At 44.2% G+C, this 12,906-nt stretch carries 13 protein-coding genes and 1 pseudogene; 13 read left to right on the forward strand and 1 reads right to left on the reverse strand.

Annotation, left to right across the window (positions count from 1 at the left end; all coding sequences use genetic code 11):
• Positions 1 to 76: 76 nt before the first annotated feature.
• From ABCM67_RS11435 to rpsA, 4 genes are read left to right on the forward strand one after another with little or no spacing between them, the layout of a single operon-like run.
• Positions 77 to 1,306, forward strand: a complete 1,230-nt coding sequence (locus ABCM67_RS11435) for an NAD(P)/FAD-dependent oxidoreductase (RefSeq protein WP_021650513.1) — start codon at positions 77 to 79, stop codon at positions 1,304 to 1,306.
• A gap of 25 nt (positions 1,307 to 1,331) precedes the next feature.
• Positions 1,332 to 1,997 (forward strand): (d)CMP kinase, encoded by a 666-nt coding sequence (cmk, locus tag ABCM67_RS11440; RefSeq protein WP_015524874.1) that lies wholly within the window; start codon positions 1,332 to 1,334, stop codon positions 1,995 to 1,997.
• The gene (ispH, locus tag ABCM67_RS11445) at positions 1,994 to 2,860 is read left to right on the forward strand and encodes a 4-hydroxy-3-methylbut-2-enyl diphosphate reductase (RefSeq protein ID WP_118753077.1); all 867 of its coding nucleotides are present in this window, start codon (positions 1,994 to 1,996) and stop codon (positions 2,858 to 2,860) included. The genes cmk and ispH overlap by 4 nt, the downstream gene beginning before the upstream one ends.
• Positions 2,841 to 3,917, forward strand: a complete 1,077-nt coding sequence (gene rpsA, locus ABCM67_RS11450; protein WP_015524876.1) for a 30S ribosomal protein S1 — start codon at positions 2,841 to 2,843, stop codon at positions 3,915 to 3,917. Before ispH ends, rpsA begins: the two co-directional genes overlap by 20 nt.
• Before the next feature lie 98 nt (positions 3,918 to 4,015).
• Here rpsA and ABCM67_RS11455 read toward each other — a convergent pair whose 3' ends face one another.
• On the reverse strand, positions 4,016 to 5,035 hold the full coding sequence (locus ABCM67_RS11455; RefSeq protein WP_110102317.1) for a ribonuclease H-like domain-containing protein: 1,020 nt from the start codon (positions 5,033 to 5,035) through the stop codon (positions 4,016 to 4,018).
• 479 nt (positions 5,036 to 5,514) lie between these two features.
• Here ABCM67_RS11455 and rsxC point away from each other — a divergent pair, with 479 nt between their 5' ends.
• The 9 genes and pseudogenes from rsxC to ABCM67_RS11500 form a co-directional block, all read left to right on the forward strand.
• Complete coding sequence (rsxC, locus tag ABCM67_RS11460; RefSeq protein ID WP_147602993.1) at positions 5,515 to 6,840, forward strand: electron transport complex subunit RsxC; 1,326 nt, start codon at positions 5,515 to 5,517, stop codon at positions 6,838 to 6,840.
• Positions 6,841 to 6,854: 14 nt separating this feature from the next.
• Positions 6,855 to 7,832 (forward strand): RnfABCDGE type electron transport complex subunit D, encoded by a 978-nt coding sequence (locus ABCM67_RS11465; RefSeq protein ID WP_021650508.1) that lies wholly within the window; start codon positions 6,855 to 6,857, stop codon positions 7,830 to 7,832.
• Entirely contained in the window at positions 7,832 to 8,410 is a 579-nt protein-coding gene (locus tag ABCM67_RS11470) for an RnfABCDGE type electron transport complex subunit G (RefSeq protein WP_147602992.1), read from the forward strand. Before ABCM67_RS11465 ends, ABCM67_RS11470 begins: the two co-directional genes overlap by 1 nt.
• Positions 8,411 to 8,424: 14 nt before the next feature.
• The gene (locus tag ABCM67_RS11475; RefSeq protein ID WP_147602991.1) at positions 8,425 to 9,129 is read left to right on the forward strand and encodes an electron transport complex subunit E; all 705 of its coding nucleotides are present in this window, start codon (positions 8,425 to 8,427) and stop codon (positions 9,127 to 9,129) included.
• Between the two features lie 16 nt (positions 9,130 to 9,145).
• Entirely contained in the window at positions 9,146 to 9,721 is a 576-nt protein-coding gene (locus tag ABCM67_RS11480; RefSeq protein ID WP_015524884.1) for an RnfABCDGE type electron transport complex subunit A, read from the forward strand.
• Between the two features lie 13 nt (positions 9,722 to 9,734).
• The gene (locus tag ABCM67_RS11485) at positions 9,735 to 10,526 is read left to right on the forward strand and encodes an RnfABCDGE type electron transport complex subunit B (RefSeq protein ID WP_059085674.1); all 792 of its coding nucleotides are present in this window, start codon (positions 9,735 to 9,737) and stop codon (positions 10,524 to 10,526) included.
• Positions 10,527 to 10,754: 228 nt separating this feature from the next.
• Positions 10,755 to 11,819 carry a tryptophan--tRNA ligase gene (gene trpS / locus ABCM67_RS11490; RefSeq protein ID WP_015524886.1) on the forward strand — a complete coding sequence of 355 codons (1,065 nt, stop codon included), beginning with the start codon at positions 10,755 to 10,757 and terminating at the stop codon, positions 11,817 to 11,819.
• Between the two features lie 146 nt (positions 11,820 to 11,965).
• A complete protein-coding gene (gene ruvA, locus ABCM67_RS11495) occupies positions 11,966 to 12,577 on the forward strand; it encodes a Holliday junction branch migration protein RuvA (RefSeq protein ID WP_022426699.1) in 612 nt (203 codons plus the stop codon).
• 207 nt (positions 12,578 to 12,784) lie between these two features.
• Positions 12,785 to 12,906, forward strand: a pseudogene (locus tag ABCM67_RS11500) (transposase); the annotation flags it as partial.

The raw sequence follows: 12,906 nt of genomic DNA on the forward strand, positions 1-12,906 counted from the left end.
CAAAACAGGAAAAGGAGCTTGCTGTATGCAGGCTCCTTTGTGCATAAAAAAGATAAAAAAGGCAGGATAACAGGTAATGTCCAAAGTTGCGATCATAGGCGGCGGTGCCGCCGGAATGCTCTGCGGTGTATATGCTGCGCGCAGAGGACACCAGGTTCACATACTGGAAAAAAATGAGAAACTCGGAAAAAAGCTTTTCATCACCGGAAAGGGACGGTGCAACGTCACCAATGATTCAGATACCGAAGAACTTTTTCCGGCAGTGATGTCAAACCGCAAATTTCTTTACAGTGCTTTCTACACCTATGGAAGCAGAGATGTGATGGAATTTTTTGAGGAGGCAGGAGTGCCGCTGAAAACAGAGCGTGGAAACCGGGTTTTTCCGGTATCGGATCATTCATCAGATATTATCCGTGCGCTTGAGCGGGAACTGAAAAAAGCCGGAGCGCAGATCCATCTTCATACAGAGGTAACGGAAGTTTGTACACAGGATGAAAAAGTTACCGGTGTATTACTTTCGGACGGTACCTTTTTTGAAGCGGATACTGTGGTAGTTGCCACAGGCGGGCTTTCCTACCCGTCCACAGGTTCCACAGGAGATGGATATCGTTTTGCTGCTGAAACGGGACATAAAGTTGTTTCCCAGTCACCATCACTGGTACCATTGGTGGCAAAAGAAGATTATGTTTCCAAACTTCAGGGCCTTTCCCTTCGGAATGTGGAGCTTACAGTAAAATCCGGCAAAAAAGTTCTCTATAAAGATTTCGGCGAGATGATGTTTACTCATTTCGGAGTGACAGGACCGCTGATCCTTTCCGCCAGTGCCCAGATCGGCAAAAAGCTGGAAAAGGAGCCTTTGGAGGCTTTCCTGGATCTGAAGCCGGCGCTTGATGCAGAACAGCTTGACGCCCGGATCCTGCGTGAATTTGATGCAAATCATAACAAGCAGTTTAAAAATGTGATCGGTGTTCTTTTTCCGTCTTCTCTGACTCCGATCATGATCGAAATTGGCGGTATCCCCGGGGAAAAACCGGTACATGAGATCTCCAGGGAAGAGCGTCAGGCTTTTGGCCGTCTGATCAAGGCTTTTCCGTTTACGATCACGGGAATGGGAGAGTTTAAGGAAGCGATCATCACAAGAGGCGGTGTGTCAGTAAAAGAGATACAGCCATCCACAATGGAATCCAAAAAAATAAAAAATCTGTATTTTACAGGTGAAGTACTGGATCTGGATGCAGTGACCGGTGGCTATAATCTTCAGATCGCATGGTCTACAGCGTATGCGGCAGCTCAGGCGATAGAATAACAGAAAAGAGGAAGGAGCAACGATTATGGGTATTAATATTGCAATTGACGGACCGGCAGGTGCAGGAAAAAGCACAATTGCAAAAAAAGTGGCAAAGGAGCTGTCCTTTATTTATGTAGATACAGGGGCAATGTATCGTGCCATGGCACTTTATCTTCTGGAAAAAGGGATCAGCGGTGACGAAAAAATCTCTGAAGCCTGTCATGATGCGGATATCTCTATCCGTTATGAGAACGGTGAGCAGCAGGTGATCCTTAACGGAAAGAATGTAACTGCGTTCCTCCGTAAGGAAGAGGTAGGAAATATGGCATCTGTAAGCTCTGCAAATCCGGAGGTGCGTGCACATCTTCTGAAGCTGCAGCGCAATCTTGCAGCCGAGAATAATGTAGTTATGGACGGAAGAGATATCGGAACCACCATTCTTCCCAATGCGGAAGTGAAGATCTTTCTGACTGCAAGTGCAAAGACCCGTGCTAGCAGACGATACCTGGAGCTTACAGAGAAGGGTGAAGCCTGCGATATGGATGAGATCCTGAAAGATATCGTTGACAGAGATGAGAGAGATATGAACCGCGCGGTTTCTCCGCTTAAAAAAGCAGAGGATGCTGTTCTTGTTGATTCATCTGAGATGGGAATTGACGAAGTGGTTGAGAGTATCCTTTCCGTATACAGAAAAAGGGTGAATGGATGAACGTAAAAGTTGCAGAAACTGCCGGCTTCTGTTTCGGCGTACAAAGAGCAGTTGACCGTGTTTATGAGCTGATCGGTTCCGATGCAGCACCGATTTATACACTGGGCCCGATCATCCATAATGAGGAGGTTGTCTCAGATCTCGAAAAAAAAGGTGTGGCTGTGATCTGTGAGAAGGATCTTGGCAGCCTGAAGGGCGGCACTGTTGTGATCCGTTCCCATGGAGTAGGCCGCAGGGTTTATAACACGATCAAAAAATATGGTCTCGGATATGTAGATGTTACCTGTCCTTTTGTGCTGAAGATCCACAAGATCGTTGAGAGAGAAAGCTCCAGAGGTGCCCATATTGTGATCATCGGTGATCCGGGCCATCCGGAAGTACAGGGGATCTGCGGATGGTGTCAGGGACCATATACAGTGATCAAAAATGCTGAGGATGCTGAGAAATTCAATATTTCTCCGGAAAAAGAAGTATGTGTAGTGTCCCAGACGACATTTAATTACAACAAATTTCAAGAATTAGTTGAAATTCTCCGCAAAAAGAGTTATGATAATAATGTTTTAAATATTTTAAATATTTTAAACACTATTTGTAATGCTACCGAAGAACGGCAGAAAGAAGCTAAAGCGATAGCCGGAGAGGTAGACACTATGCTGGTCGTAGGTGGCCGACATAGCTCCAATACTCAAAAGCTGTTTGAAATATGTAAAAAGGAATGTGGAAATACTTACTATATACAAACACCTGTAGACTTGGATTCTGAAATGTTCCAATGCAGTAGTTGTGTAGGTATTACAGCAGGGGCTTCCACCCCAAAGAAAATTATTGAGGAGGTTCAAGAACATGTCAGAGTTAAGTTTTGAACAGATGCTGGAAGATTCCGTAAAAACAATCAGAAATGGAGAGATCGTACAGGGTACCGTCATCGATGTTAAAGATGATGAGATCATCCTGAATATCGGCTATAAAGCAGACGGTATCATCACAAAGAACGAGTACACAAACGATTCAAGCGTTGTGCTTACAGACGTTGTTAAACCTGGCGATACCATGGAAGCAAAGGTTCTCAAAGTAAACGACGGAGAGGGACAGGTTACACTTACCTACAAACGTCTTGCTGCAGAGAAAGGCAACAAACGTCTTGAGGAGGCATTCGAGAACCAGGAGGTTCTGAAGGCTCCTGTAACACAGGTACTTGACGGTGGTCTTTGTGTCAATGTTGAGGAAGCAAGAGTATTCATTCCTGCAAGCCTTGTATCTGACACATATGAGAAAGATCTTTCCAAATATGCAGATCAGGAGATCGAGTTCGTTATCACAGAGTTCAACCCAAGAAGACGCCGTATCATCGGTAACCGCAAACAGCTTCTTCTTGCTGAGAAAGCTGAGAAACAGAAAGAGCTTCTTGCTAAGATCAACGTAGGCGATAAAGTTGAGGGTGTTGTTAAGAATGTTACAGATTTCGGTGCATTCATTGACCTCGGCGGAGCAGACGGACTTCTTCACATCTCTGAGATGTCCTGGGGCAGAGTAGAGAATCCGAAGAAGGTATTCAACGTAGGTGATAAAGTTACAGTTCTTATCAAAGATATCAACGGAGACAAGATCGCACTTTCCCTTAAATTCCCGGAGGAGAACCCATGGCTTACAGCTGCTGAGGACTTCGCAGTAGGAAACGTAGTAAAGGGCAAAGTTGCACGTATGACAGATTTCGGTGCATTTGTTGAGCTTGCACCTGGAGTAGATGCTCTTCTTCATGTATCTCAGATCTCCAGAGAGCACGTTGCGAAACCATCTGATGTACTTTCCATCGGTCAGGAGATCGAGGCTAAGGTTGTTGATTTCAATGGCGAAGACAGAAAGATCAGCCTCAGCATGAAAGCACTCGAGGATAATTCTGCAGAGCAGACAGAGGAGTAATTTCTCAGAAGCTGTACAGCAGATGAATATTTTGAATTTCAGAGGCCGTCACATTTATTGTGACGGCCTTTTTTAATTGGAATTTCGTAACAGAGATATTATTTAAGAACAGAAAGATAATATGGCAGGCAGTGTTTCAGATAGGTTTTCTGTTTTAAAGGATCATGCAGAAAAGCTTCTGTTACAGGAAACCAGGTATAACAGTTGTCTCTTTTGGCAGGCCTTCGGAGCTTTTTATCCATGCAGGCACTTAAGGTTTTTGGTATTGCAGTGTCTTCGGAAGGGATGTAATCGTAATCCTTATAATTGGAGTAGTATTGCTTTAAACGTCCATTTTGAAGCTTCACAAGAAGACGGACACGGTTATTCTGTCCGATTATGTAGAATTCTTCACTATGATTTGAAAATTCAACAGGCAGATCGTAATTAGTTTTAATGGTAAAGGCCAATTGATCGTCTTGAATTTCACAATTTAGTGCTTCGTAATCTTCATTGAAAAGAGCAAGATAGGACAGCATGGAGAAAATTTTTCCAAGTCCCAGAAGATCTTCCCGGTTATGTCCCATAACGATCTCTGCCGCTTCCGGTTTCTTTCCGGAAGCGAATTGTTTGTAAAGACGGATGCAGGCACCTCCATCATAGTAGTTCCGTTCAGTAATACCGAGAAATGATTCCATGGAAGGCTGATTCATCCGTGAAAGCTTCAGAAGTCCCTTGAGCGGCTTTAGTTCCCGGTAAAGATCCAGAGATGGCAGCTCCGTAAAAGGGGAAGAGAGTCCGTGGATCTGATATCGTGCATCCAGATAAGGCTGGTCAAAGCTGTCACCGTTATATTGGATCGTACATGAAAAATCCTGAAGGAATTCAGAAAATGTTTTCAGAAGTTCAGGTTCTTCCTCTTCGTTTTCAATCATCCACTGGTACATCTGCCAGTTGTTTCCTTCGTAGGCTACAGCACCGATCAGATACAGAAAAGTGGAATTTCGTGATAGTCCTGTAGTTTCAATATCATAGAAAAGCGGTACAAAACGCTCTGAAAATCCATGATTTTTAGTCAATTTTTTAACAGTCTCAAAGTCTGGAAACCCTTGTAAAATCGGCATTTTTTTAACGATCATGTTAATTTTCTCCTTTATGGATTGTATCTGATTATACACAAAAAAATTGCTTTTCAATAGTGCAATTTAAAGTGAAATGAGTTATAGTTATTAGTAGAGTTGATGATAAAAAACAGGAAATGGTACTGGATTTATGTGGGGATTGACAGTGAAAAAATGACTATTATCGCTTCATAAATTGGTTATTCATTTACAGCTTTTTTATGAGCTGGTGAATATCTTCTACCGAAGTATATCACAGGATCGTGTCTGGATTCAACCTTTCATACATATCCTGCTCAAAGCAGAAGCTACTTTGTTACTGTTCGCTGGTAATGTTTCGCGAAATGATTTATGGGAGCGAAATATATCTTGTTTGTCTTGGATGAAATAAGAAAAGGAAAATCAGAAACACAGAATCAACTTTAAAAAAGAGTATATGCGCAACGCAGAAATACCATGTACATGTACTTGCAAAAATAAAGGAGGAGATGAGATCTATGGCATTTTTAACCTTCAGGGGTGGTATCCATCCTTATGACGGCAAAGATTTGTCAAAAAACTGTCCTGTCGAGAAGTATCTGCCGAAGGGAGATCTGGCAATTCTTGTTTCTCAGCACATCGGAGCTCCGGCCAAGCCGATCGTAAAAAAAGGTGATCATGTGCTTGCAGGACAGAAAATCGCAGAAGCAGGAGGATTTGTTTCCGCACCGATACACTCGTCTGTATCAGGAACCGTAAAGGGAATCGAGAAACGTCTGACCGCAGTAGGCGCCATGGGTGATGCGATCATCATTGAGAATGACGGTCTGTACGAATCTGTGGAATATGCACCTGCAAAGCTTTCGGATCTTTCCAAGGAGGATATCCTGAAAAGGATTCAGGAAGGCGGAGTTGTTGGTCAGGGTGGTGCAGGTTTCCCGACACATGTAAAGCTCTCACTAAAGGAACCCGACAAGATCGACCATATCCTGGTCAACGGTGCGGAATGTGAGCCTTATATCACCAGTGACTACCGAAGGATGATGGAAGAACCGGAAAGCATTGTTGGTGGTCTGGAAGTAATCCTGAAAGCTTTCCCGAAGGCAGTGGGATGTATCTGTATCGAGGACAACAAACCGGATTGTATTGCCAGGATGAAAGAAGCCATCAAAGGCAAAGAGCGTATGGAAGTAAAAGAGCTTAAGACCAAATACCCTCAGGGTGGTGAGCGTACACTGATCTATGCGGTAACAGGCAGAGAGATCAATTCCACCATGCTTCCGGCAGACGTAGGATGCGTGGTTGATAACGTAGAGACCGTCACTTCTGTTTATAAGGCAGTGATCCTTGGACAGCCGGTTATCAGCCGTAATGTAACGGTTACCGGAGATGGTATCCGTACACCGAAGAACTTTTCCGTTCTTACAGGAACAGATCTGTCTGAACTGGTAGATGCTGCAGGCGGACTGAAGGAAAAGATCGCAAAAGCAATCTCCGGCGGACCGATGATGGGATTTGCGCTGTATGATCTTCATATTCCATGTACGAAGACAACTTCTTCCCTGCTTTTCCTGGAGCGTGACGCAGTTTCCGAGGCGAAGCAGATCCAGACTGCATGTATCAATTGCGGACGTTGTGTAAGCGTCTGTCCGGGCCATGTGGTTCCGGCCCGCCTTGCAACTCTTGCAGAACACGGTGATATGGCAGGCTTCGAAAAAATGGATGGTATGGAATGCTGCGAGTGCGGCTGCTGCAGTTACATCTGTCCGGCCAAACGACCTCTGACTCAGAGTATTAAATCTATGAGAAAAATGGTTCTTGCAGAGCGCAAGAAAAAGAAATAGGGGGAGGAATAACAATGGAACAAATGTATAACGTATCATCTAATCCCCATATCAGGGATAAAATGACCACCAGCCGTATTATGCAGCTGGTAGTGATCGCACTTCTGCCGACAACACTTTTCGGTATCTGGAACTTTGGAGTGCATGCACTCCTTGTAGTGCTGGCGACGGTTGCATCCAGTGTGTTTTTTGAATGGCTGTATGACCGACTGATGCATAAAAAGAATACAACTACTGATTTCAGTGCAGTTGTAACAGGACTTCTGCTTGCACTGAACATGCCGCCCCAGATCCCGATCTGGATGCCGATCCTTGGCAGTGCTTTTGCGATCATTGTTGTAAAACAGCTGTTCGGTGGACTTGGACAGAACTTTATGAACCCGGCTCTTGCAGGAAGATGTTTCCTTATGATCTCTTTTGCCGGAAAAATGACCAACTTTGCAGTTTCCAAAAGCTCCCATGCTGTTGTAGATGCGGTTACACAGGCAACACCTCTGGCAGCGCTTAAAAGCCAGGGATTCATTGAGGGGACTTCTATTCCTGTAAAGAATCTGTTCCTTGGTAATATCCAGGGTACCATCGGTGAGACTTCTGCCCTGGCGATCCTCATCGGTGCAGTGATCCTTCTCGCATTTAAGATCATCGATCTGAAGGTACCTCTTACATATATTGGAAGTTTTGCAGTATTTGTCATTTTCTATATGCTGGGAACAGGCAAAGGCTTTGATGTAAACTATCTTTTCAGCCATATCTTTGGAGGAGGTCTGATGCTTGGAGCCTGGTTTATGGCAACCGATTATGTGACAACGCCGATCACTCCGAAAGGTCAGCTGGTATATGGCTGCTGCCTCGGTATCGTGACAGCAGTATTCCGTCTCTTTGGTGGTTCCGCAGAGGGTGTTTCCTATGCGATCATTTTCTGCAATCTTCTGGTTCCGCTTATTGAAAAAGTAACAAAACCGGTTGCTTTTGGAAAAGGAGGCAAGAAATAATGGGTAAGATTATCAGAAATACATTGATCCTTACGATCATTACAGTAGTTGCCGGCCTTGGCCTTGGACTGGTTTACGAAGTTACCAAAGAACCCATTGCAAGAACCGAGGAACAGGCAAAAAAAGAAGCATGGCAGACTGTATTCAGTGATGTAAGCCTGGAAGATTTTAAAGCTGTAGATGTAGACAAGGAAGCAGCAGATAAAACAGCTTCAGATCTTGGAATCAAAGCAATCGTAGATGAAGTCTGTGAAGCAGCAGATGAAGGCTATGTAGTAACTGTAACCGATAAAGAGGGTTACGGCGGTGATATCCAGATCACAGTTGGTGTAACAAAAGACGGTACCGTCAGCGGCGTTTCCATTCTTTCCATCAGTGAGACTGCCGGACTTGGAATGCGTGCTACAGAAGCGAAGTTCCAGGAACAGTATGTTGGAAAGAATACCGATAAATTCTATGTATCCAAGGACGGCGGCGAAGGTGAGCCTATTGATGCTATCAGTGGTGCGACCATCACATCCAGAGCTTTTACCGGTGCAGTCAATACAGCTATCGGCTATTGCAAAAACGCATTTTAGGAGGGTAGTTGAATATGAATAATTGTGGTGAAAGATTAAAAAACGGCATTATAACCGAAAATCCGATTTTCGTCCTGATGCTTGGTATGTGTCCTACCCTTGCGGTAACGACTTCTGCGATCAATGGTATTGGTATGGGACTTTCCACAACCGTAGTTCTGGTTATGTCAAACATGCTCATCTCCATGCTACGTAAGGCTATTCCGGACTCCGTCAGAATGCCGGCCTTTATCGTAGTTGTAGCATCTTTTGTAACTATCGTACAGTTTCTGATGGAAGGCTTTACTCCTTCTCTTTATGAGTCACTTGGAATTTACATTCCACTGATCGTTGTTAACTGTATCATTCTGGGACGTGCAGAGAGTTATGCTTCCAAGAACCCTGTCCTTCCGTCTATCTTTGACGGACTTGGAATGGGTCTTGGCTTTACAGTGGGCCTGGTTGCCATTGGTCTTGTAAGAGAGATCCTTGGTTCTGGAAAGGCTTTCGGAGCACAAATCATTCCGGTTGCTGATGCAGCTACCGGTGCTGCCGGCTATACCCCGATCACTATCTTTATCCTTGCACCTGGAGCATTTCTGGTTCTTGCCGGACTTGCAGCGATCCAGAACAAAGTAAAGATCAACATGGCAAAGAAGGGCAAAGATGTTTCCAAGATCCAGTCCGGCTGTGGCTCCAATTGTGCGACCTGCGGCGGATGTCCTTCCGACAAAGAATAAAAAGGGGGAATAGAAAATGGCAAGCTTGATGTTGATCGCAATTGGTTCTGCGCTTTGCAGTAACGTTGTATTGAGTCAGTTCCTGGGAATCTGTTCTTTCCTTGGAGTTTCCAAGAAAACAGAAACCGCAGCCGGCATGGGTGGTGCAGTTGTGTTTGTTATTACTATTGCATCTTTTGTTGCAGGACTGCTTTATAAATTCATCCTGGTACCGACCCATTTTGAGTATCTGAAAACGATCGTATTTATCCTGGTTATCGCGGCACTGGTACAGATCGTAGAAATGTTTCTCAAGAAATTTGTACCATCCCTTTACAAGGCACTTGGTGTATACCTTCCTCTGATCACAACAAACTGTGCAGTTCTTGGTGTAGCACTGAACAACGTTAAATATGAATACAGCATTCTTGAAAGTGTTGTCAACGGATTTGCCACAGGTGTAGGTTACCTGATTGCAATTGTATTACTTGCAGGAATCCGTGAAAAAATGGAATACAACGATATTCCGGAATCCTTCCAGGGTATGCCGATCGTTCTGCTTACGGCAGCACTGATGGCTATTGCATTCTTTGGATTCTCCGGAATCGTATAGGAGGAAGAAGAGCATGAGTATAACAGGAATTATTATGGCTGCAGTCATTGTCGGCGGTACTGGCTTATTCATTGGTATTTTCCTCGGACTTGCAGACAAGAAATTAACCGTTAAGGTAGATGAAAAGGAAGAAGCCATTCTCGGCGTTCTTCCAGGAAATAACTGTGGTGGTTGTGGATATCCGGGATGTTCCGGACTCGCTGCCGCAATTGCAAAGGGAGAAGCTCCTGTAGATCAGTGTCCGGTTGGCGGTGCTCCGGTTGCAGCCAAGATTGGCGCGATCATGGGACAGGAAGTAAAAGAAACCGCACGTCAGGTTGCTTTTGTAAAATGTGCAGGAACCTGTGATAAGACGACTGTGAAATATGAGTACACAGGTGTGGAAGACTGTGAGATGATGGCTTTCATCCCTGGCAGCGGTGCAAAAAACTGTACATTTGGATGTATGGGCTTCGGAAGCTGTGTAAAGGCATGTCCATTTGATGCGATCCATATAGTGAATGGTATTGCGGTCGTAGATCAGGAAGCATGTAAAGCCTGTGGCAAATGTGTTGCCAAATGTCCACGTCACCTGATCGAGCTGGTACCATATGACAAACAGACACGTGTAGCCTGCAGCTCCCACGCAAAAGGTAAGGCAGTTACAACTGCCTGCGAGCTTGGCTGTATCGGCTGTAAAAAATGTGAGAAGAATTGTCCGTCCGAGGCGATCACAGTTACCGATTTCTGTGCACACATCGATTACGATAAGTGTACAGGCTGCGGTAAATGTAAGGAAGTTTGCCCAAGACATGTGATTCTGTAAAACAAAAAGGACTGCCTGTCACGGAAGTTTTCCGAGTGATATGGCAGTTCTTTTTTTGGAATAAAGCATGTTGTGCCCGATAATGCATAAATAAAATAAATACATACAAACTTTTGGTTATATTTCAATGAAAAATTGCAGTTTCCGGTTAAAAATATTTGACCGGTGAATTTCAAGGGGCTATAATAGGATATAAATATTCAGTATACTTCAAGGAGAACGAAATTCATGAGTAAGATTATTTTAACTGGCGACCGCCCGACGGGGCGCCTTCATGTAGGTCATTATGTTGGATCTCTGGCAGAGCGTGTGAAGCTGCAGAATTCTGGCTTATATGATGAGATTTATATTATGATCGCAGATGCCCAGGCACTTACAGATAATGCAGAGCATCCGGAGAAAGTACGTCATAACATTCTTCAGGTTGCTCTGGACTATCTGGCATGCGGGCTTGATCCGGAGAAATCCAATATTTTTATCCAGTCCATGGTTCCGGAGCTGACAGAACTTACCTTTTATTATATGAATCTGGTTACGGTAGCACGAGTACAGCGTAATCCTACCGTTAAATCCGAGATTAAGATGCGTAATTTTGAAGCCAGCATCCCGGTAGGCTTTTTCTGCTATCCGATCAGTCAGGCTGCTGATATTACTGCTTTCCGTGCGACACATGTACCGGTAGGTGAAGATCAGCTTCCGATGCTTGAGCAGTGCAAGGAGATCGTCCATAAATTCAATACCGTTTACGGTGACACACTGACAGATCCGGAAATTGTTCTTTCTTCCAATAAAGCATGCTTACGTCTTCCGGGAATTGACGGAAAGGCTAAGATGAGTAAATCTCTCGGAAACTGCATCTATCTGTCTGATGAAGAAGATGTTGTAAAGAAAAAGATCATGTCCATGTTTACAGATCCGAACCATCTTCGTGTTCAGGATCCTGGTCGTGTAGAGGGAAATCCGGTATTTATCTATCTGGATGCCTTCAGCCGCCCGGAACATTTTGCTGAATTTTTGCCAGAGTATCAGAATCTGGATGAACTTAAGGCTCACTATCAGAGAGGTGGCCTTGGTGATGTGAAAGTCAAGAAGTTCCTGAATAATGTTATGCAGGCAGAGCTTGGACCGATCCGTGAAAGAAGGAAAATGTGGGAGCAGCGAACCGAAGATGTGTTCGATATCCTGAAAGCCGGTACAGAGGTTGCCAGAGAAAAAGCTGCCGCAACGCTTCATGATGTTCGTTCTTCTATGCGGATCAATTATTTTGAGGATCAGGATTTCCTTAATCAGTGATAAAAAACAGCGAGAGGAATCACAGGCTCGTATACAGGATCAACCCGGAGATTGTATTCCGGGTTGATTTTTTTTGAAAATTATGTTACTATTGCGTTCATATGGGAAACAGATGTTCAGCTGTTTCAGGGAAGGAGCCTTGAGATTTGATTTCTTTTGTAAAAGGTACCGTAGCAGATATCGGTGAAAATTGTCTGGTTGTGGAAAATGGCGGAATTGGTTATGAGATTTATATGACAGGACAGGATCTTGGGAAAGCACGGATAGGCGATGAAAAGAAGATCCATACCTTTCTCTATGTGCGGGAGGATATTCTACAGCTATATGGTTTTTTTTCGAAGGATGATCTTGGCATGTTCAAGCTTCTGATCGGTGTCAACGGAGTCGGACCTAAAGGCGCTCTGGGTATCCTTTCCGGGATCAGTGCAGACGAGCTTCGTTTTGCAGTGCTTTCCGATGATGTAAAAACAATCTCCAAGGCCCCTGGAATCGGGAAAAAGACAGCCCAGAAAATGATCCTGGAGCTGAAAGACAAGCTGAAGCTGGAAGATGCTTTTGAGATGAAACTGGCGCATCAGCAGGAAGAAGCAGCTGAGGGAGCATCTGATCTGAGGGATAGTCGTCAGGAAGCGGTGGAGGCGCTTGTCGCATTAGGATACAGTTCTGCAGATGCCCTTCGTGCAGTACGAAAGGTACCGGAAGATGTGCCGGCAGATGATGTAGAAGCAATTCTTCGGGCTGCACTGAAAAATTTTTAACAAATGTAGCAAGAATTCTCCCACCTCTTCAGATGGTGAGATGAATTGCACATCTGAGCATATCTGCTTAAAAAAATCTCTATAGTATAAAAGAAACACTTGTTCTCCTTTCCCTGATGTAGTATACTGAAAAAGAACAATTAGTTCATAAATACATATCCGTCGATATAAGAAAAAGGATGATAAATATAATGGAGTTAGACCATGAAAGATGCATTCTGGAGTCAGATCTTCTGTCTGCTCAGTGCAGGCGGAGCAACGATTGAAACGATACGGCAGTATATAGAAAGCCAGGGTGAGAAGAATGAACCGCGCCGTAAAAATAAGGA

The organism is Blautia sp. 2227st1_G12_2227SCRN_220401 (assembly GCF_039062885.1).
GTDB lineage: Bacteria > Bacillota > Clostridia > Lachnospirales > Lachnospiraceae > Blautia_A > Blautia_A fusiformis.